This is a genomic window from Bradyrhizobium sp. (assembly GCF_028868675.1).
Lineage (GTDB): Bacteria > Pseudomonadota > Alphaproteobacteria > Rhizobiales > Xanthobacteraceae > Bradyrhizobium.
In genome coordinates, this window is the sequence record NZ_JAGWUA010000017.1 from 14,310 (window position 1) to 35,330 (window position 21,021).

Genomic DNA, 21,021 nt, shown 5'->3' on the forward strand with positions numbered 1-21,021 from the left:
GGGCCCGTTGGCTCCTCGCAATGACGGAAGAATAGGAGACGTAACATGCTCAGAGAAATCCGTCCCGCCATCGTCCTCTTGCTGGCGCTCACCGTCATTACGGGACTGGCCTATCCGCTGGCGATGACCGGTCTTGCCGGCGTGCTCTTTCCCAGCCAGGCGCAGGGCAGCCTGATCGAGAAGGACGGCAAGGTCATCGGCTCCGCCCTGATCGGGCAAGAGTTCAAGGATGACAAATATTTCCACGGCCGTCCGTCGGCGACCTCGGCGCCGGATCCGGCCGATTCGACCAAGACGGTGTCGGCGCCCTACAACGCCGCCAACTCGTCCGGCTCCAATCTCGGCCCCACCAGCAAGGCGCTGGCCGACCGGCTCAAGGAAGATGTGGACAAGCTGAGGGCCGAAAACCCGAGCCAGCCAGTGCCGGTCGACCTCGTCACGACTTCGGGCAGCGGGCTCGACGCGCATATCTCGCCTGAAGCCGCGCTCTTCCAGGTGCCGCGGGTTGCGAAGGCGCGGAACATGCCGGAGGACGCGGTCAAGCAAATCGTTACGGCCAACACCGAAGGACGCCTGCTGGGCCTGCTGGGTGAGCCGCGCGTCAACGTTCTGGCTCTGAACCTGGCGCTCGACCGGGCCAAGTAGCGGCCTAGGCCCAAGAGGCGGAGACGACTATATTGTCCTGATGGTTCAGCAGCGCCGCGATCCCGAACAACGACCCTCGCCGGAGGCGCTGCTGGAGGCCGCCCGGCGCGAGGAGAGCGCGAGCGGCAAGCTCAAGATCTTCGTCGGCGCCGCCCCCGGCGTCGGCAAGACCTACGAGATGCTCACGAGCGCGCATGCCAGGCGCAAGGCCGGCGTCGACGTCGTCGTCGGCTACATCGAGACCCATGGCCGCGCCGAGACCGAGGCGCTGCTGCACGGGCTCGAGGTGATCCCGCGCAAGCGGCTCGACTATCGCGGCCAGGTCCTGGAGGAAATGGACATCGACGCGGTGATCGCACGCCGCCCGAAGCTCGCGCTGGTCGACGAGCTCGCCCACACCAACGCGCCCGGCAGCCGCCACCCCAAGCGCCATCTCGACGTCGAGGAACTACTGTCGCACGGTATCGACGTCTACACCGCCGTCAACATCCAGCACATCGAAAGCCTCAACGACGTCGTTGCCCAGATCACCCATGTCCGGGTGCGCGAGACCGTGCCGGACTCGGTGTTCGACCGCGCCGACGCGATCGAGCTGATCGATCTCACGCCCGACGACCTGATCCAGCGGCTGAAGGAGGGCAAGGTCTATGTGCCCCGGCAGGCCGAGCGGGCGCTCGAGCATTATTTCTCGCCGGGCAACCTGACCGCGTTGCGCGAGCTGGCGCTGCGGCGCACCGCCGAGCGCGTCGACGAGCAGCTTCTCACCCACATGCAGGCCAATGCGATCGCCGGCCCCTGGGCCGCAGGCGAGCGTATCCTGGTCTGCGTCAGCGAGGATCCGCGCGCGGCCGGCCTCGTGCGCTACACCAAGCGCATCGCCGACCGGCTGCATGCGCCGTTCACCGCGATCTCGATCGAGACGCGGCGCAGCCTGCAATTGTCCGACGCGCAGCGCGACCGGCTGGCCGACACGCTGCGGCTCGCCGAAGCGCTCGGCGGCGAGGCGCTGACCATTCCCGGCGTCGGGCGCCGCATCGCCGACGACGTCGTGAATTTCGCGCAGGGCAACAACGTCACACAGATCGTGATCGGCAAGTCGACCCGGCCGCGCTGGTTCGAACTGACGCGCGGTTCGATGGTGCACGATCTGGTCCGCCGCGCCGGCAACATCACCGTCCACGTCATCGCCGGCGACGAGGTGCCAGGAGAGCCAGCGCCGAAGATCGCGGTGCAGACGGCGGCGCGCTCCGAACCGTTCGATCCGCTGCCCTACGTGAAGGCGATCGGCGTCGTGCTGATCGGCCTCGGCGCAGCCGCGCTGCTCCGGCCGCGGTTCGGCATCGAGAACGTCGATCTGGTCCTGCTGACCGCGATCGTGGCGGTGGCCGTGCGCTACGGCCTGTGGCCTTCGCTGCTGGCGACCGTGGCGGCCTCGCTGTCGTACAACTTCTTCTTCCTGCCGCCGATCTATACTTTCACGATCACCGATCCGACCAACGTCACGGCCTTCGTGTTGTTCCTGGTGGTGGCAGTGCTGGTCTCCAACGTCGCGGCCCGCGTGCGCATCCAGGCCGATACCGCGATCGGCAGGATCAGGATGACCGAGCAGCTCTACGCTTTCAGCCGCAAGCTCGCCGGCACCGGCACGCTCGACGACGTCCTGTGGGCGACCGCCTACCAGATCGCGCTGATGCTGAAGGTGCGCGTGGTGCTGCTCTTGCCGGAGCACGGCGTGCTCACCGTCAAGTCGGGTTATCCGCCCGAGGACCAGCTCGACCAGGCCGACCTTGCCGCCGCCAACTGGGCCTGGAGCAACGACCGGCCCGCCGGCCGCGGCTCCGATACGCTGCCGGGCGCCAGGCGCCTGTTCCTGCCGATGCGCACCGGCCGCGGCCCGATCGGTGTGATCGGCATCGACAACGACCGCACCGGCCCGCTGCTGACGCCGGACCAGCGCCGGCTGCTCGACGCGCTCGTGGACCAGGGCGCGCTCGCGATCGAGCGCGTGCTGCTGGTCGAGGACATGGACCGCGTCAGGCGCACCGTCGAATCCGAGCGGTTGCGCGCGGCGCTGCTCACCTCGATCTCGCACGACCTCAAGACGCCGCTCGCATCCGTGCTGGGCGCGGCCTCGACCATCCGGGACCTTACGGGTGCGCTGTCGGATACCGAAAAGCGCGACCTGCTCGCAACCGTGATCGACGAATCCGAGCGGCTCAACCGCTTCATCGCCAATTTGCTCGACATGACGAAGCTCGAATCCGGCGCCATCGTGCCGAAGACCGCGCTGCACGATCTCGGCGAGATCATCGGCAGCGCGCTGCGGCGGGCGGCCAAGATCCTGACCCGCCACAAGGTCGAGCTCGAACTTGCGGCCGACCTGCCGATGCTGGCGCTGGACGCCGTGCTGTTCGAGCAGGCGCTGTTCAACCTGCTCGACAACGCCGCAAAATACTCCCCGCCGGAGACCACGATTTCGATCCGCAGCCGGCGTGACGGGAATCGGGTCGTGCTGGAGATCGCCGACGAGGGCGAGGGCATTCCCGCAGGTGAGCTCGAGAGCGTGTTCGACAAGTTCTACCGCGTGCAGAAGGGCGACCACGTCCGCCCCGGCACCGGACTCGGGCTCGCGATCTCCCGCGGCTTCGTCGAGGCCATGTACGGCACCATCTCGGCCGCCAACCGCAGCGACCGCAGCGGCGCGGTGCTGACCATCAGCCTGCCGATCCCCGCCGAGACCCACGCATTGGATACCGCGGCATGAGCGCCAACCCGATCAAGGTTCTGGTCATCGACGACGAGCCGCCGATCCGCAAATTGCTGCGGATGGGGCTGTCGACGCAGGGCTATGACGTCCTGGAGGCCTCGAACGGCAAGGTCGCCCTGGAGAAGCTCGCCGAGGAGCCGGCACTGATCATTCTCGATCTCGGCTTGCCCGATATCCAGGGCCATGAGCTGTTGCGCACCATCCGCGCCCGCAACGAGAGCGTGCCGATCGTGGTGCTGTCGAGCCGGGGCGACGAGGCCGGCAAGGTGCAGGCGCTCGATCTCGGCGCCGACGATTATCTGACGAAGCCGTTCGGCATGGATGAGCTGCTGGCGCGGATGCGCGCCGCGCTTCGGCACCAGCTGCAGATCAAGGGCGAGCGGCCGGTGTTCCGCACCGGCGATCTGTCCGTCGATCTCGTTCGCCGCATCGTCAAGGTCGGCGAGACGGACGTGAAGCTGTCGCCGAAGGAATACGACCTGCTGCGCGTGCTGGTGCAGCATGCCGGCAAGGTGCTGACCCACCGCTTCCTGCTCAGAGAATTGTGGGATGAGTTGACCGACGCGCAATATCTGCGCGTCTATGTGCGCCAGCTTCGCCAGAAGATCGAAGCCGATCCGGAACGACCGCAATATGTGCTGACGGAGACGGGAATCGGCTATCGGTTGAAGGCGGGGGATTAAGGCCGGGACATTTGACCAGAGAGAGCTTCAACGACCCTTTCCAGTAGGCGCGCGGAGCCCTTCCAATCTCCGGTATTTTCGAGGCCTTTCCGGAACTCCAACCCGGGTTCGGGTTTTGGTTCCGGGCTGGAGGTTTGCCTGATAGGCTTCTCTCCAGGACGATGCGGGACCGGACGTGCTCAGAAACCTTGCCACCTACCGGAAGAAGCGCGACTTCGAGAAGACGCCGGAGCCCTCCGGCGAGGTCGCGGTCGCGCCGTCGAAGCAGCGGCGCTTCGTGATCCAGAAGCACGACGCGACCCGGCTGCACTACGATTTCCGGCTCGAGTTCGACGGCGTATTCAAGTCGTGGGCGGTGACCAGGGGGCCCTCGCTCGATCCGCATGACAAGCGGCTGGCAGTCGAGGTCGAGGACCATCCGCTCGACTATGGCGACTTCGAAGGCACCATTCCCGAAGGTCAGTACGGCGGCGGGACGGTCATGCTATGGGACCGCGGCACCTGGGAATCCGAGGACCCCGAGCGCGGCTTCAAGAAGGGCGATCTGAAGTTCACCCTGCATGGCGACAAGCTGCACGGCAGCTGGGTGCTGGTGCGGATGCGCAAGCGGGACGGGGAGAGGCGCACCAACTGGCTGCTGATCAAGCATCGCGACGAATATGCGCGCGAGGGCAAGGCCAACGATATCCTGGACAACGACAGGTCGGTCGCATCCGGCCGTCCGATGGAGCAGATCGAGGCGGGCAAGGGGCGGGCGCCAAAGCCGTTCATGCGGACGAACGGAGGCAAGGCCGATGCGGTCTGGCAGTCCGACCGCGCGGAAGAGACGCGCGGGCGCACGGTCAAACCCGCGCCGCGCAAGGCCCTGAAGAGGTCAAGGGCCTCGACCGCGACGACGGCGAAGAAGGTCTCCGAAATACCGGATTTCGTCGCGCCGCAGCTCTGCACGCCGGTCGAGCGGCCGGCGGCCGGCGAGGGCTGGTGCCACGAGATCAAGTTCGACGGCTACCGCGTGCAGCTTCGTGTCGAGGACGGCGAAGCGACGCTGAAGACCCGCAAGGGTCTCGACTGGACCGAAAAATTCCCGGCGATCGCCAGGAACGGCAGCGCGCTGCCGGACGTGCTGATCGATGGCGAGATCGTCGCGCTCGACCGCAACGGCGCGCCGAGCTTTTCGGTGCTGCAGGCAGCGCTGTCGGACGGCAAGACCGACGATCTGATCTTCTTCGCCTTCGATCTGCTGTTCGCCGAAGGCGCCGACTTGCGCCGGCTGCCGCTCGGGGAGCGGAAGGCGCGGCTCAAGAAGCTCTTGGCCGGCCGCGGGGCAAGGTCGAGCCGGATCCGCTATGTCGAGCACTTCGAAAGCGGCGGCGACGCCGTGCTGCAGTCGGCCTGCAAGCTCGATCTGGAAGGCGTGGTGTCGAAGCGGCTGGATGCGCCCTATCGTTCCGGCCGCACCGAGAGCTGGACCAAGGCCAAATGCCGCGCCGGCCATGAGGTCGTGATCGGCGGCTACAAGACCACCAACGGAAAATTCCGCTCGCTGATGGCGGGTGTGCATCGCAACGGCCATCTGGCTTTCGTCGGTATGGTCGGCACGGGATTCGGCGCCGACAAGGTCAGGCGGATCATGCCGCTGTTGAAGGCCGTGGCATCCGACGAGAATCCATTCGGCGGCGAGAACGCGCCGAAGAAGACCCGCGACGTGCATTGGCTGAAACCCGAGCTGGTCGCCGAGATCGAATTCGCCGGCTTCACCGCGGACGGCAACATCCGGCAGGCCGCGTTCAAGGGGCTGCGACAGGACAAGCCGGCCGAGGAGGTGGAGGCGGAAACGCCGGTCAGGACGAGGCTCGCGAGCCCGGCTCCGAGCGGCAAGGCGGGCAAGCGTCTGAAGGACGCCGGCCAGGCCGAGGTGATGGGCGTCGTCATCTCCAAGCCCGACAAGGAGCTGTGGCCGGACGGCGGCGACGGCGAACCGGTGACGAAGCTCGATCTCGCGCGCTATCTGGAAGCGGTCGGCGAATGGATGATCGCGCACCTCAAGGGCCGGCCGTGCTCGCTGATCCGCGCGCCCGACGGCATCCATGGCGAGAAGTTCTTTCAGCGTCACGCCATGCAGGGCACGTCCAACCTGCTGGAGCTCGCAAAGGTCTCCGGCGACCGCAAGCCTTACCTGCAGATCGACCGCGTCGAGGGACTGGCGGCGGTGGCGCAGATCGGGGGAGTCGAGCTCCATCCCTGGAACTGCGCCCCCTTCGAATACGACACGCCGGGCCGGCTGGTGTTCGACCTCGATCCGGCGCCCGACGTCGCGTTCGCCGACGTCGTCGAAGCCGCAAAGGAGATGCGGCAGCGCCTCGCCGCTCTCGGCATGGAGAGTTTCTGCAAGACCACCGGCGGCAAGGGCCTGCATGTGGTCGTGCCGTTGCGCCACGGCGCCAGAGACGAGGTGAGCTGGAAGGAGGCCAAGACCTTTGCGCAGGGCGTCTGCCGCTGGATGGCGGATGACGCGCCGGGCCGCTATCTGCTCAACATGGCGAAGAAGCTGCGCAACGGAAAGATATTCCTCGATTACCTGCGCAACGACCGCATGTCGACCGCGGTGGCGCCGCTGTCGCCGCGAGCTCGCGACGGCGCCACCGTTTCCATGCCGCTGACCTGGACGCAGGTGAAGGGCGATCTCGATCCGAGGGGCTACACCGTCCGCACCGTGCCGGCCCTGCTGGCGCGCTCGAAGGCGTGGGACGGCTATGACGATGCGGCATCATCGATCAAGGCAGCGATCAGGAAGCTCGCGGGGAAGGTGTAGGCCACCCCTCAAAGCGTCATTCCCGGCTGCGCAAGGCGCAGACCCGGAATGGTGTTGCGAGATTCCGGGCTTGCAGCCGACCAGGGGAGACCGGCCGTAGGTGAGGTCAGGCGCGCTCGCGCCTGCGCATCGGTCTTGCCGTCGCTCTGGCACGGGCCCTGAGGACTGCGGCGGGGAATGCTCCGCAGATCTCCGAGACCGGGACTGCCGCGCCGTCGATGCCCGCCATCGCATATGCCCCGAGCTGAACGACGGCGTCGAAGGCATCGGCCCTCGGCCAGTCCCGACCGCCCTGCGTCAACGGCGCGAACCATCGTCCGACCACCGTGATCGCGGCATCGCGGCCGTTCCGCCGCGCGAAGGCGATGACATGGCTGGCGTGGGGGCCGTTCACCTCGAGCGGCTCATAGCCGCCGTCGGTAAAGACCCCGGCGAGTTCGGCGCGCAACGCGAGCAGCCGGCGCGTCCAGGCGAATTTGATGCGGCCGTCCGGCCATCTCTGCGCGAGTTCGGACCAATCCGGATCGTCCAATGACGCAATCGCTGCGCGGCGGGCGGAAAAATTCACCGGACGGCGGTTGTCGGGATCGACCAAAGACAAGTCCCAGAGCTCGGTGCCCTGATAGAAATCCGGGACTCCAGGCAAGGTGGCCTTGAGCGCGAGCTGGCTCAGCGAGTTCAGCGCGCCGAGCAGGGCGGTGCGTCCTGCCAGCGCCCGCAGCGACTGCAAGAATTCAGCCGACAGCGAAGGATCGAGGATCTTTGCGATGAAGTCCCGCGCGCCAGCCTCATAGTCCGCGTTCGGGTTGAGCCAGCTCGTCTCTTCCTTGCCCTCGCGCGCCGCCTTGAGCGCATAGGCCTGCATGCGCTCGACGAAGCCGTCATCCGGCCCGTCGACGGGCCACGCTCCGAGCAGCGCCTGGTACAGCATGTATTCGAACGTCGCCGACGGCGCCCGCATATCGCCCTTGAGCCTGACGTGCGGGGCATTGAGGACCTTCCAGCGCGCGACCGCGGCCGTCCATTCGCCGGCGATCCCGGCGAGCGCCGCGATCCGCGCCCGTGCGTCCTCGCCGCGCTTGGTGTCGTGGGTGGCGGTGGCCGTCATGCCGTGCGGCCATTGCCGGGCGCGCGCCTGCATGATCTGGTGAAACGCCGGAATCGGCATCCCGGCCGCCGATGGATCGCCGCCGACCTCGTTCAGCGCGATCAGCCGGTGGTAGCGATAGAACGTAGTGTCCTCCAGCGACTTCGCCATCATCGGCCCGGTGAATTGCTGCACCTTCAGCGCAAAGCGGCGTACGCGCGGCGCGCTGTGCGGCGGACGGCCGGGGGCGAGCAGGTCCATGGTGAGGGCGTCGCGCAGGAAGGCGAAGATGCCCTCATCGGCCGCGAACCAGTCGCCGCGGGCGCGTTCGACGGTCGCCTCGATCAGCGCGCGGTCGTGCGCGGTCGGGCCGGTCGTGGTGAGATAGGTGCGGTAGACCGGGAAATGCAGCACGTAGAGCTCGAGCGCCTGCCGCAGGCTGTCGGCGGAGAAGTCGCGCGTGGAGTAGTGGCCGTTGGCGATGCGGGCGAGCAGGCGCCATAGCACCGTGAATTCGGAGGTCAGCAGCGTCTCCAGCACGCGCCGCTTCGCCGCCATCAGATAGGGCGCGAGCCGCGGCGGCCGGTTGCTGATTTGTCGCCAGGTCTCATCGAGGGCCTCCAGTCCGTGCGCATCCACCAGCACCTGCGTGATGACGTTCATCCATTCATAGCCGGTGGTGCCGGATACGCCCGCAAAGCGCGGCAGGTCTTCGTGCTCGCACAGGATCTTCTCGACCACGGTGTAGAAGGCTCTTGCGCCCTGCGCCTCGCGCACCAGCCGGCGCAGCCGCAGGCAGTATTGCGCGGGATCGCGCAGGCCGTCGATGTGGTCGAGACGCAGGCCCTGCAGGCGGCCGTCGGCGATCAACTGCCGGACCAGGCGATGCGTGGCGGCGAACGTGCCGGGATCCTCGACGCGGAGACCCGCGAGCCCGTTGACGTCGAAGAAGCGGCGGTAGTTGATGTCGCTCGAGGCGAGCCGCCAATGGCCGAGCTTGTAATGCTGCCGCTCGAGCAGGTGATGCAGCGTCAGCGTCTGCGCCGGCCGGTCCTGGCCCGCGCGGTAGACGCCAAGGCCGCGTGCGATGAGATCGGCCGCGCCGGGAATGTCTCTCAGCGCGGACTTGAAGGCAGGGGCTTCGCGGCGGCTCGGGTGACGCAAGCCCTTGTAGCGCGCCGCGAGCGCAAGCAGGTGCTGGCCGGCCGCGCTCTCATCCGCATCGGCCTCCTTCACGATCATCCGCAGCATCTCGCCGTAGCGCTCGGGCGCAATCGGCAGGCGATGCTCGAAATACCAGGCGGAGAAGCTGCCTTCCCGCGCGTCGTAACGCAGCTCGATCTCGCCGCGCTCCAGCGCATCGCCATAGGCCGAGCCGAGGATTGGCAGCAGTACGCCTCCGCGTGCGCGATAGGGCAGTTGATCCCAATCGATGTCGAATGAGACGGCGTGCGGCGAGGCCGGTCCCCATTCCAGCACGTCGAGCCACCAGGGATTGTCGGCAAAATGCACGCCGAGATGGTTCGGCACGAAGTCGATGATCAGGCCGAGATCGTGCCGTCGCAGTGCTTCGCTGAGCCGCGCAAAGCCATCGGCGCCGCCGAGCTCGGGATTGAATTCGCCGTGATCGACGATGTCGTAGCCATGGGTCGAGCCCTTGCGCGCCTTCATCAGCGGCGAGGCATAGAGATGCGAGATGCCGAGCGCCTTCAGATAGGGCACGATCTCGACGGCCTTGTCGAAGTCGAAATCGGCGGTGAACTGCAGGCGGTAGGTGGCGAGCGGGATCACAGGCGGCATGCTAGCCTCCGAGACGCCAGACCACCGACCAGGGCGGAAGCCGTTCGCCGGCCGCCTTGCCCCAGATCGGCGTGCCGGTGATGTGGTCGGTGCGTGCGATATCCTCGTCGGACAGATTGGCCGCAAGGCGCATCGTCGTGCCATCGCCCATGCGCCAGTGCGCCGTCAGCACGCCGTCGTCGGCCGCCACGGCGTTGCCGAAGCGTGCACCACCAAGCCGTGGCACGATCTTCTCGTGGCGGAGCCGGAGTAGCTGCCGTACCAGCGCCTGCCGGGCCTCCTGCTCCGGCGTGCGCGAATACCAGTCGAGCACGGCGGACTGCAACGTGGCCGGGTCGAGCGGGTCGGGTACGTCGTTGCCGTACTTCGCATAGGCCCACGCATATTCCTGTCGCCGGCCGTTGCGGACGGCTTCGGCAAGGCCGCCGTGAAAATCGCAGAAGAACGGGAACGGCGTCGTGGCGCCCCATTCCTCGCCCATGAACAGCATCGGCACCGCCGGCGCGAGCAGGGTGATCGCGAGCGCCGCCTCGATCGCCGGCGACGCGGCCTGGCTCTCCAACCGGTCGCCGAGCGCGCGGTTGCCGATCTGGTCGTGGTTCTGCAGGAAATTGACGAAGGTGACCGGCGGCAAATGTCCGCTCGGCTCGCCGCGCGGCTTGTCGCCCCAGAAGGCGGACACCTCGCCCTGATAGACGAAACCCAAGGCGAGCGCGCGGGCGAGATCGCGGCGTGGCGAGCGCTGATAGTCGCCGTAGTAACCGGCGGATTCCCGCGTCAACATCACGTGCCAGACGTGGTGATAGTCGTCGTTCCATTGCGCGCGGTATTTGCCGCGCGGCGGATCCTGCACCGGATCAAGCAGGCTCGCGCAGTTGTCGCCGTTCTCCAGCACGAGATGGATGTGCCGCGCCGTCTCGACGGCAAGCCGCCCCGCCGCGACGCTGAGTTCATGCAGCATCGGGGTTTCGCCGGGCTCCTGCAGGATGTGGTTGGCAGCGTCCAGCCGCAATCCGTCGAAACGGTAGTCGCGCAGCCAGTGGATTGCGTTCTCGACCGCGAACGCGCGTACCTCGCCTACGCGGTAGTCGATTGCGCTGCCCCAGGGCGTGTGCGCGTCGATGAAGAAGGTCGGCGCATAGCGGCCGAGATGGTTTCCCTCTGGGCCGAAGTGGTTATACACCACGTCGAGGAACACCATCAGCCCGCGCAGATGCGCTTCATCGATGAGCGTCTTCAGGTCCTCAGGACGCCCATAGGCGCTGTCCGGCGCGTACCACAACACGCCGTCATAGCCCCAGCCGCGGGAGCCGGCGAAATCCGCCAGCGGCATCAGTTCGAGCGCGGTGATGCCTGTTGCGACCAAATGATCGAGCTTCTCGATCATGGCGCGATAAGTGCCATGCGGCGTGAACGTGCCCACATGGATTTCGATCAGGACGGTCTCGTGCCACGGGCGGCCGCGCCAATCCCGCGCGCGCCAGCCGAAGCTGTCGTGGTCGACGACCTCGCTCGGCCCGAAGACGTCCTCCGGCTGGAAGGCGGAGGCGGGATCGGGCACGTCGAGTTCGTCGTCGATGCGAAACCTGTAGCGTGCGCCGGCCGTCAGACCGGGAATATTTGTGACATACCAGCCATCGTGCTCGCGCCGCATGGCGTGACGCCGGTCGAGCAGGAGGTCGACGCGTTTTGCGCCGGGCGCCCAGAGCCGGAACTCGACGCCGTCTCCGGTCAGCCGCGGGCCAAAGGTTGCGCTCATGGCGCGCCCGCGAATGCGAGCACCGAGCGCGGCGGCGCCTTGCTGTCGCCGCCCGGCGGGAAATCGACCGTGTTCAGTCTGGTCTCGGTGGTGTTCAGGATATGCTGCCAGCTGTTGTATTCGGCCATCCTGGGCAATTTGAATGCGATCTCTTCCGGTGCTGCGTTCAGCACGATAAAGATGGCCGGTACGTCCGGTTCCAGGGGGCCGAGCACATAGGCGAGGAATCGCCCCTCCGGAAAATTCCAGTCACCTTCCGTCATCTCCTCGGCGGCCGGCGTCAGCCAGAGCACGCCGTAGGAGCCATCGGCGGGACGGCCATCCAGCCAGCGGTGGCTGCGCAATTGCGAGAAGCGCCTTCGAATTTCGGCGAGATGTCCGACGAAGTCGGTCACGTCCTCGCCGTCCCGGCCGAGGTTCTCCCAGCCGACCCAGCCGATCTCGTTGTCCTGGCAATAGGCGTTGTTGTTGCCGGATTGCGAGTTGCCGACCTCGTCGCCGGCGAGGATCAGCGGCGTGCCCTGCGCCAGCATGAGGCAGGCGAGCGCGTTCTTGCGAAGTTGGCGGCGCAGCGCCAGGATCGTCTCATCGTCGGTCGGGCCTTCGACGCCGCAATTGTTGCTGTGGTTGTCGTTGGAGCCGTCGCGATTGTCCTCGCCATTGGCCTCGTTGTGCTTCTGGTTGTAGGCGAAGAGATCGGCGAGCGTGAAGCCGTCATGGACGGTGACGTGGTTGATCGAGGCGCGCGGCCGCCGTCCGTCGTGGTTGAACAGGTCGGAGGAGGCGGTCATGCGGCTGGAGATGTCGCCGATCAGGCTGCCTTCGCCGCTCCAGTAGCGCCGCATGGCGCTGCGATAGCGGTCGTTCCATTCCGACCATTGCGAGGGAAAGGCGCCGACCTGGTAGCCGCCCAGGCCGAGATCCCACGGCTCGGCGACGAGCTTGACGGTGGCGAGCACCGGGTCCTGCCGCACGACGGTCAGGAACGCGTGGCCGCGATCAAAGCCGTTCGGCCCGCGCGCCAGCGTGGTCGCGAGGTCGAAGCGGAAGCCGTCGACGTGACAGACCTCGACCCAGTAGCGCAGGGAATCCATCACCATCTGCAGCACGCGGGGATGGGTGAGGTTCACCGACGAGCCGCAGCCGGTGAAGTCGTCGTAAAAGCGCGGGTTCTCGCGGTTGAGCCAGTAATACGAGGCGTTGTCGATGCCCCGGAAGCACAGCGTCGGGCCCAGATGATTGCCTTCCGCGGTGTGGTTGTAGACGACGTCGAGCATCACTTCGATGCCGGCGTCGTGCAGCCGCGCCACCGTGGTGCGGAACGAGTCCAGCGGATTATCCTGGGCGTAGCGGGGCTCGGGCGCGAAAAAGGACAGCGAGTTGTAGCCCCAGTAGTTGACGAGCTTCTTCTCCACCAGCACGCGGTCGTCGACGAAGCCGTGCATCGGCAGCAGTTCGACGGTGGTGACGCCGAGCCGCTTCAGGTGCGCGATCATCGCGGGCGAGGACAGGCCGCCATAGGTTCCGCGCAGGTTCGGCGGCACGTCCTCGCGCTTCTGGGTCAGGCCCTTGACGTGGGCCTCGTAGATGACGGTATCTTCCCAGGGGATGTTGGGACGGATCTCGCGTCGGCCCCAGTTGAAGGTCTCGTCGACCACGACGGCCTTGATCATGCCGCGCGCATTGTCGCGGCGGTCGAACGACAGGTCCTCGCGCGGACTCCCGGTGCGATAGGCGAAATGCGCGTCGCTCCACACCAGCCGGCCGGCGGTGCGCCTGGCGTAGGGGTCGAGCAGCAGCTTGTTCGGATTGAAGCGGTGGCCGTGCTCGGGTTCGTAGGGGCCGTGGACGCGATAGCCATAGAGCTGCCCCGGCGAGACGTCGTTGAGATAGCCGTGCCAGACGTCCTCGGTGCGCTCCGGAAGCTCGATGCGCTCGAGTTCGCGCCGGCCGTGACCGTCGAACAGGCACAGCTCGACCTTCTGCGCATGGGCGGAGAACAGCGCGAAATTGGTGCCCCTGCCGTCCCAGCTTGCCCCAAGACGTGCGGGCGATCCGGCGCTCAGTCGCATGGGTCAGCCTTCCGGCACGAGGAAGATCGCGGCCAAAGGCGGGATGGTGAGGCTCAGCTCGGGCGTCTTGCCGGCGACGGCATGAACCTCTCCGATGTTGCCGACATTGGTGCCGCCGTAATGGGCCGAGTCCGAATTGAAAACCTCCTTCCATTTGCCGGCGAACGGCACCCGGACGCGGTAGGAACGATAGACGTTGGGCGAGAAGTTGACGACGACGAGACAGCGGGCGCGGGCGTCAAGACCCTTGCGCAGCCAGGCGAAGACGTTGCGGTTGGCGTCGTCGGTCACGAGCCATTCGAAACCGGCCTGCTCGCAATCCATCTGGTGCAGCGCGGGCTGCTCGCGATGGAGCCGGTTGAGGTCGCGGACCAGCGACTGGATTCCGGCGTGGTTCCCGTACTGTAGCAGGTGCCAGTCGAGCGACTGGTCGTGATTCCACTCGCGGCCTTGCGCGAACTCGCCGCCCATGAACAAGAGCTTCTTGCCGGGGTGGCCGAACATGAAGCTGTAATAGGCGCGCAGATTCGCAAAACGCTGCCACTCGTCGCCGGGCATCCGGCCCAGGATCGAGCGCTTGCCGTGCACGACCTCGTCGTGGGAGAGCGGCAGGATGAAGTTTTCCGAGAACGCGTAGTGCAGGCCGAACAGAATGTCGCCGTGATGGTATTTACGATGCACCGGGTCCTTGCTGATGTAGTTCAGCGTGTCGTGCATCCAGCCCATGTTCCATTTGTAGCCGAAGCCGAGCCCGCCATATTCGACGGGACGCGACACCTGCGGCCAGGCCGTGGATTCTTCCGCCGCGGTCGTCGCCTGCGGGAAGCGGCCGAACACCTCGCTGTTGAAGCGGCGCAGGAAGGCGATCGCCTCGAGATTCTCCCGTCCGCCGTGCTGGTTCGGGACCCAGCCGCCCGGTGGCCGGCTGTAGTCGAGATAGAGCATGGAGGCGACGGCGTCGACGCGCAGCCCGTCGATGGCGTAGCGCTCCAGCCAGAACAGCGCGTTCGAGACCAGGAAATTGGCGACTTCCGTGCGGCCGTAATTGTAGATCAGCGTCCCCCAGTCGAGGTGACGGCCCTGCAGGGGATTGGCATGCTCGTAGAGCGCGGTGCCGTCGAAATGACCGAGCCCGTGCGGATCGTCAGGGAAATGTCCGGGTACCCAGTCGAGCAGCACGCCGAGGCCCTCGCGATGGCAGGCATCCACCAGCGCGGCAAAGTCCTCGGGGCCGCCGAACCGGCTGGTCGGCGCATAGAGACCGGTCGGCTGGTAGCCCCATGAGCCGTCGAACGGGTGCTCGCTGACGGGTAGAAACTCGACATGGGTGAAACCCATGTCGCGTGCGTAGGCGGGAAGCTGCTCGGCGAGCTCGCGGTAGGTCAGCCACTCGTTGTTGCCCTTGCGCCGCCAAGAACCGAGATGGACCTCGTAGATCGACATCGGCGCCGACAACGCGTTGATGCCGTCCGGCGCGGGGCGCGGCCGCGGCAACGCCTCCTCATCGAATACGATCGAGGCCGTCTTAGGCCGCACCTCGCTGGCAAAGGCCATCGGATCGGACTTCAGCGGCAGCGTGTGGCCGTGAGGACCGACGATGTCGAACTTGTAGTGATCGCCGGGCTTGGCATGCGGGACGAACAATTCCCAATAGCCGATGCCGCGCACGCGCATCGGATGGCGGCGCGCGTCCCAGAAATTGAAGTCGCCGACCACGCTGACCCGCCGCGCGTTCGGCGCCAGCACCACGAAACCGATGCCGTCGACGCCGTCGAGCGTCATCGGATGGGCGCCGAGCTTGTCGTAGAGGCGTTGGTGGGTGCCTTCGCCGAGCAGATAGAGGTCGTAGTCGCTGAGGATCGGCGGAAAGCGATAGGCGTCCTCCAGTTCGACGACCTTGTCGCCGAATTTCGCTCGCAACCGATAGCGCTTGGCGCCGTTGGGCACGGAGCCGGCGAACAGCCCGGCCTCGTGGATGCGGTCGAGCTTCGCCACCTCGCCGTGCTCTCCGATCGCCTCGACGTTGGAAGCCTCGGGCAGGAAGGCGCGCACCACGCTCTTGTCGCCCTCCGGATGCAGGCCGAGATAGTGGAAGGGATCGGAGTGGCGGCCTTCGATGACGGCGTAGGCTTCGGCAGACAATTTAGGCATGTGCCTCGCTCTCGGTCCCGGACAGAATGCGAAGCAGCCCGGCCAGCGGCGCACGGAGCCCGTCCGGCCGGCGGGGCAGTTCGTGCTCCATCTCGCCGAACGCTTTGTCAAGCAGGAAGAACCTCAACAGACCGTCGGATGCAGGCCGGTTCGCAGGCCACAGGCGCGGGTCGACCGTCGCCTCGCGATAGGCGGCAAGGAACGTCGCGGTCGCGCGCTCACGCCATTCGCCGAGGACAGTCGCGAGCCGGCCCCCTTCGTCGGGCGCGACCTCGAGCGCACGGTCGAGTGCTGCTTCCACCGACAGGTCGATCGAGTGGATCAGGCCCGCGACGTCGAACGCTGCCGGCGCCTTGCGCCGCCGCTCCGCCAGCGGGAGGTGCGGATCGCCGTCGAAATCGATGATGAAGACGTCGTCCTTCACGATCAGAACCTGTCCGAGGCGGAAATCGCCATGGTGGCGGATGTTCAACCCGCCGATATCGGATGGCAATAGCACATTCAGCCTGTCGGCGAGGCCCGCGCGCAGCGTCGTCAGCCGGTCGATGAGCGGACGGTCGGCTTCCCGCAGGGCGTCGCGCCACTGCGCCAGGAGATCGCAGACCCGCTCGGCGCGCGCCTGCAATTCTGCGGTCCAGCGTCCGACATGTTCGGGGCTGATCGGCTCGGGAACGAGATCGGCAGCCTCGGCAGCCGCGAGCACACCGTGCAGCTCGGCAAGCCGCCGACCCGTCTGCGACAGGAAGCGCAGGTAGGGCGCCTGCTCCTCCTTCTCGCGCGGCACTTCGCTCGCCGCCAGAACCCGGACTTCGTCGATGTAACGGTCGAGATAGGCCGCGGTCACGGCGCGGCCGTCGCCCTGGTTCTCGATGAAGGCGTGCACGACGCCGATGGCGCTGCGGCGGCCGCCCTCGACCAGCTCGACGCTGCCGAGCAGCGCCGGCGTGTTGGAAAAGTGTGCGGCCTCGGTGAGGTAGCGGCCGATCTCGATCTCGGGCTGGATGCCGCCTTCGAGACGGCGATACATCTTGGTCACGTACATGTTGTCGACCAGCGCGGTGCTGTTGGTCTGGTCGATCGCGCGGATGCGCTCCGGTTCCTTGACGGTATATTCGGCGAACCTGCTCGTCGGCGTGAAGTCGAGCCGCAGATCGTTCTCCTCCACGGTCAGGGATTGGCCGAGATTGCGCAGGAACAGTCCGATGAAGATATGGTCGGTCGCGACATCGAGCAGCGTGCCTTCGCGGGCACCCTGACGCACGGCCGCGAGCGCTTTCGGGTTGAAACGCTCGCGATCGAAGCGGACCCACTCGATCTGCATCGGCAGCACGTAGCGCGAACTGACGCCTTGCCGCGTCGTCTCGAAGAAGGCGATCCATGGCCGGTTGTCGCCGATGTCGCAGAACGGCACGGCCGCGGTCAGCTTGGGCGCGATCTCCTTCGGGTTGCGCTCGCCGTACCAGCGCGATCGCGCCAGGAAACCCGGCAGCACGTCGCGCTCGAACACGCCGCGCTCGCGCGCGAGCGACACCCAGGTCGAGTTGACCGGCACCACCAGCGTCTCGAATTCCGGGACCGCCCGCGGCGTCACCGGCTCGGACTTGTCGCGCTCCTGGAGCTGGAACCAGTAGAAGCCGTACGGCCCCAGCGTGATCATGTAGGGCAGCTCGCCGATCGCCGGAAAACGCGTGCGGCCGAGCATCTCCAGCGGAATTCGCTCCTTCCACGGCGACAGGTCGAGCTCGGTCGCCTGTGCGGCGCGCGACAGATTGGCGACGCACAGGATGATCTCGTCGCGGTACTGCCGGACATAGGCCAGCACGGAGCGGTTGGCCGGCCGAATGAACGTCATGCTGCCGCGGCCGAAGGCGAGCGTCGACTTGCGCACCGAGATCAGCCGCTTGGTGGCGCTGAGCAGCGACGACAGGCTGCGCGACTGCGCCTCCACGTTGACCGCCTCGTAGCCGTAGACGGGATCCATGATCAGCGGCGCGTAGAGGCGCGCCGGGTCGCAGCGCGAGAAGCCGCCGTTGCGATCCGGACTCCACTGCATCGGCGTGCGCACGCCGTTGCGGTCGCCGAGATAGATGTTGTCGCCCATGCCGATCTCGTCGCCGTAGTAGATGATCGGTGTGCCCGGGAACGACAGCAGCAGCGAGTTCATCAGCTCGATCTTGCGCCGGTCGTTGTCCATCAGGGGCGCCAGCCGGCGGCGGATGCCGAGATTGATGCGGGCGCGCGGATCGTTGGCGTAGGTCGACCACAGATAGTCGCGCTCGACGTCGGTGACCATCTCCAGCGTCAGCTCGTCATGGTTGCGCAGGAACAGCGCCCACTGGCAGCTCGCGGGAATGTCCGGCGTCTGGCGCAGGATGTCGGTGATCGGGAAGCGGTCTTCCTGCGCGATCGCCATGTAGAAGCGCGGCATCAGCGGGAAGTGATAGGCCATGTGGCACTCGTCGCCGCGGCCGAAATATTCCTGCACGTCCTCCGGCCACTGGTTGGCTTCGGCGAGCAGCAGCTTGCCGCGGGAGTAGGCGTCGAGCTCCCGGCGCAGGCGCCTGATGATGTCGTGCGTTTCCGGCAGGTTCTCGTTGGAGGTGCCCTCGCGCTCGCACAGATAGGGGATCGCGTCGAGCCGGAAGCCGTCGACCCCGGCGTCGAGCCAGCGCTTCATCACCTGGATGAGGGCGCTGACCACGCGCGGATTGTCGAAATTGAGGTCCGGCTGGTGCGAGAAGAAGCGGTGCCAGTAGAAGGCGGCGGCCTCCGTGTCCCAGGTCCAGTTCGACTTCTCGGTGTCGGTGAAGATGATCCGCGTTTCCGGGTACTTCTGGTCGGTGTCGCTCCAGACGTACCAGTTGCGGGCGCTGGAGCCGGCCGGGCTGCGGCGGGCGCGCCTGAACCATTTGTGCTGGTCCGAGGTGTGGTTGACGACGAGCTCGGTGATCACCCGCAGCCCCCGCCGCTGCGCCTCCTGGATGAAGCGCTTGAAATCCTTCATCGTGCCGAAGTCTGGATTGATCGAGCCGTAGTCGGCGATGTCATAGCCGTCGTCGCGGCCGGGCGACGGATAGAACGGCAGCAGCCACAGCGCGGTGACCCCGAGGTCCTGCAGATAGGACAGCTTTTCGGTCAGCCCTGCGAAATCGCCGATGCCGTCATTGTTGCTGTCGGCGAACGCCTTGACGTGGAGCTGGTAGATGATGGCGTCCTTGTACCAGAGCTCATCCACTGCGTCGGCGGCGTGGGCCTTGTCGGTGTCGACCGGGGACAGAACGTTCATGGCGCGTATCCTCACGCCAGGCACCGGAACAGCAGCGCGGGATCGCGATGGGGATCGATGCGCAGGCGAATCCCGCCCCATTCGATCCCGGACTGCTCGCCGGTCAGGAGATTTTCGATTGCGCAAACATGGCGCCGCTCGCCGCCGATGTCGAGCGTGACGTCGCCGAGCGGGAGCCAGAATTCCCGCACGTTGCGAGACAGCGCGATCGCGGCCGCCACCGCGTTGCTGCCGTCGGCCGACGTCTTGACGAAGGCGATCGCCTCGCCGTCCTCGATGGCGAGAAAGCGGAACCTCTCGGTCTGCTGCAGCGCCAGGTTGTCCCGCCGGATGCGGTTGAGGGTCGCAATGTAGGCCTTGATGTTGCCGGGCCGGTCCCAGTCGCGCGGCTTGATCCGGTATTTTTCGGAGTCGTGATACTCCTCGCGGCCTGGCACAGCCTCGTGCTCGAGGAGTTCGAAGCCACTGTAGATGCCGTAATTGCCCGACAGTGTGGCCGCCAGCGCGACGCGCGACTTGAACATCCAGGGCTCGCCGCTCTGCAGGTGATACGGCAACACGTCCGGCGTATTGGTGAAGAGGTTCGCGCGATAGTACTCGCGTTGCGGATGGCTCGTCAGTGCGCCGAGATGCCGCTCCAGCTCCCACTTCTCCGTGCACCAGGGGAAATAGCTGAAGGATTGCGCGAAGCCGAGCTGCGCCAGCCCGCGCATCAGCTTCGGCCGGGCAAAACTCTTGGCGAACAGGATGACCTCGGGATGGCGGCGGCGGATGTCGCGGATCAGCCATTCCCAGAAGTGGAACGGTGCGGTGTCGTGGTTGTCGACGGCGAACATCGTCACGCCCTGCTCGATCCAGCACAGCATGACGTCACGGAGGGCATTCCACAGCGCGCTCCGATCCTCGCAGGCGAAGTCGGGCATGACGATGTCGGAGTAGGGACCGTCCGTCGGCGGCATCGAGCCGTCGGGCCGGCGCTTGAACCATTCGGGGTGCTGCATCAGCCAGGGATGGTCCGGCGAGCACTGCACGACGAAGTCGAGCGCGATCTCGACGCCGTATTCGAGGCAGGTCGCCGCCAGCGCTCGGAAGTCCTCGATGGTGCCGAGCTCGGGATGCAGCGCGTCGTGGCCACCCTCGATGGCGCCGACCGCGTAGGGGCAGCCGGGATCGCCGTCGGCGGCATCAGGCGAATTGTCGCGGCCCTTGCGGCGGCTGCGGCCGATCGGGTGGATCGGCGTGAAGAACAGCACGTCGAAGCCCATCGCGGCGATGTCGGGCACGCGCGCAATGCAGTCTCTCAATGTGCCGTGCCGGCCGTCCGGCCCGCCCTGGCTGCGCGGCATCATCTGATACCAGGCACTGAAGTGCGCCTTGTCGCGGTCGGCGATGAGCGGAAAGAGGGTGGAGCGCGTCAGGTCGGACCGCGACTGGCTTTCGGCCATGACGTTCCTGAGCTCGGTCGTGAGCAGGGGGGCGACGTCGCCGGTCTGCAGGTAATCTTCGCACTGCCTGACGATGATGGACGCCGCGTCCTGATCCGCGCCATAGGCCCTGGTGAGCAGGCCCGCGCCCTCGATCGCATCGAGCGTGACGTCGACGCCGCATTGCTGCCGCAGCTCCAGGCCGCGGCGCCACGTCGCGAACTCGTCGGTCCAGGCCTCGACGGCATAGACATAGGCGCCGGGACAGGGCGGCACGAAGGAGCCGAACCAGCGGTCGTCGGAATGCAGCGTCATCCGTTCACGCTGCCATTCCCGATCCTGCTCGCGGCGCCAGACGAGCGCGGCGCCGACCACGCCGTCGCCGTCGCGCAAGACATCCGCCCAGACCTCGACGGGCTCGCCCGCGATCCGCTTCACCGGAAAGCGGCCGCCGTCGACCGAGGGATAGACGTCTTGGATGAGGAAAGCGCTGCCGGTTGCGGCGCTCTCGACAGTTTGAATTGTCCTGTTCACG

General features: G+C 66.7%; 10 protein-coding genes. 4 read left to right on the forward strand and 6 right to left on the reverse strand.

Annotation, left to right across the window (positions count from 1 at the left end; translation table 11 throughout):
* Positions 1–45: 45 nt before the first annotated feature.
* The 4 genes from KGM94_RS04355 to ligD all read left to right on the forward strand — a co-directional run bounded on the left by KGM94_RS04355 (position 46) and on the right by ligD (position 6,907).
* Positions 46–645: a K(+)-transporting ATPase subunit C gene (locus tag KGM94_RS04355; protein WP_300255317.1), complete on the forward strand. Its 600-nt coding sequence runs from the start codon at positions 46–48 to the stop codon at positions 643–645.
* Between the two features lie 40 nt (positions 646–685).
* Positions 686–3,409 carry a sensor histidine kinase KdpD gene (locus tag KGM94_RS04360; RefSeq protein WP_300255319.1) on the forward strand — a complete coding sequence of 908 codons (2,724 nt, stop codon included), beginning with the start codon at positions 686–688 and terminating at the stop codon, positions 3,407–3,409.
* On the forward strand, positions 3,406–4,095 hold the full coding sequence (locus tag KGM94_RS04365; RefSeq protein ID WP_300255321.1) for a response regulator transcription factor: 690 nt from the start codon (positions 3,406–3,408) through the stop codon (positions 4,093–4,095). The genes KGM94_RS04360 and KGM94_RS04365 overlap by 4 nt, the downstream gene beginning before the upstream one ends.
* A 175-nt stretch (positions 4,096–4,270) precedes the next feature.
* Positions 4,271–6,907: a DNA ligase D gene (gene ligD, locus KGM94_RS04370; RefSeq protein ID WP_300255323.1), complete on the forward strand. Its 2,637-nt coding sequence runs from the start codon at positions 4,271–4,273 to the stop codon at positions 6,905–6,907.
* Between the two features lie 106 nt (positions 6,908–7,013).
* On the opposite strand, the gene treY is transcribed toward ligD, so the two are convergent.
* Genes treY through KGM94_RS04400 form a run of 6 tightly spaced genes read right to left on the reverse strand, consistent with a single transcriptional unit; the run spans position 7,014 to position 21,020 of the window.
* On the reverse strand, positions 7,014–9,794 hold the full coding sequence (gene treY / locus KGM94_RS04375) for a malto-oligosyltrehalose synthase (protein ID WP_300255325.1): 2,781 nt from the start codon (positions 9,792–9,794) through the stop codon (positions 7,014–7,016).
* A gap of 1 nt (position 9,795) precedes the next feature.
* On the reverse strand, positions 9,796–11,553 hold the full coding sequence (treZ, locus tag KGM94_RS04380) for a malto-oligosyltrehalose trehalohydrolase (RefSeq protein WP_300255327.1): 1,758 nt from the start codon (positions 11,551–11,553) through the stop codon (positions 9,796–9,798).
* Complete coding sequence (gene glgX / locus KGM94_RS04385; RefSeq protein WP_300255329.1) at positions 11,550–13,625, reverse strand: glycogen debranching protein GlgX; 2,076 nt, start codon at positions 13,623–13,625, stop codon at positions 11,550–11,552. The genes treZ and glgX overlap by 4 nt, the downstream gene beginning before the upstream one ends.
* A gap of 3 nt (positions 13,626–13,628) precedes the next feature.
* Positions 13,629–15,776: a 1,4-alpha-glucan branching protein GlgB gene (gene glgB, locus KGM94_RS04390; RefSeq protein WP_300255331.1), complete on the reverse strand. Its 2,148-nt coding sequence runs from the start codon at positions 15,774–15,776 to the stop codon at positions 13,629–13,631.
* The gene (gene treS, locus KGM94_RS04395; RefSeq protein ID WP_300255333.1) at positions 15,769–19,062 is read right to left on the reverse strand and encodes a maltose alpha-D-glucosyltransferase; all 3,294 of its coding nucleotides are present in this window, start codon (positions 19,060–19,062) and stop codon (positions 15,769–15,771) included. Before treS ends, glgB begins: the two co-directional genes overlap by 8 nt.
* 11 nt (positions 19,063–19,073) lie before the next feature.
* Positions 19,074–21,020 (reverse strand): maltotransferase domain-containing protein, encoded by a 1,947-nt coding sequence (locus KGM94_RS04400; protein WP_300255335.1) that lies wholly within the window; start codon positions 21,018–21,020, stop codon positions 19,074–19,076.
* Between the last annotated feature and the right edge of the window lies 1 nt (position 21,021).

What these genes read in the sequence shown, in the direction of transcription:
- KGM94_RS04355 (WP_300255317.1), top strand. Translation starts at nt 46, where the DNA reads ATGCTCAGAGAAATCCGTCCCGCCATCGTCCTCTTGCTGGCGCTCACC.
- KGM94_RS04360 (WP_300255319.1), top strand. Translation starts at nt 686, where the DNA reads ATGGTTCAGCAGCGCCGCGATCCCGAACAACGACCCTCGCCGGAGGCG.
- KGM94_RS04365 (WP_300255321.1), top strand. Translation starts at nt 3,406, where the DNA reads ATGAGCGCCAACCCGATCAAGGTTCTGGTCATCGACGACGAGCCGCCG.
- treY (WP_300255325.1), bottom strand. Translation starts at nt 9,794, where the DNA reads ATGCCGCCTGTGATCCCGCTCGCCACCTACCGCCTGCAGTTCACCGCC.
- treZ (WP_300255327.1), bottom strand. Translation starts at nt 11,553, where the DNA reads ATGAGCGCAACCTTTGGCCCGCGGCTGACCGGAGACGGCGTCGAGTTC.
- glgX (WP_300255329.1), bottom strand. Translation starts at nt 13,625, where the DNA reads ATGCGACTGAGCGCCGGATCGCCCGCACGTCTTGGGGCAAGCTGGGAC.
- glgB (WP_300255331.1), bottom strand. Translation starts at nt 15,776, where the DNA reads ATGCCTAAATTGTCTGCCGAAGCCTACGCCGTCATCGAAGGCCGCCAC.
- treS (WP_300255333.1), bottom strand. Translation starts at nt 19,062, where the DNA reads ATGAACGTTCTGTCCCCGGTCGACACCGACAAGGCCCACGCCGCCGAC.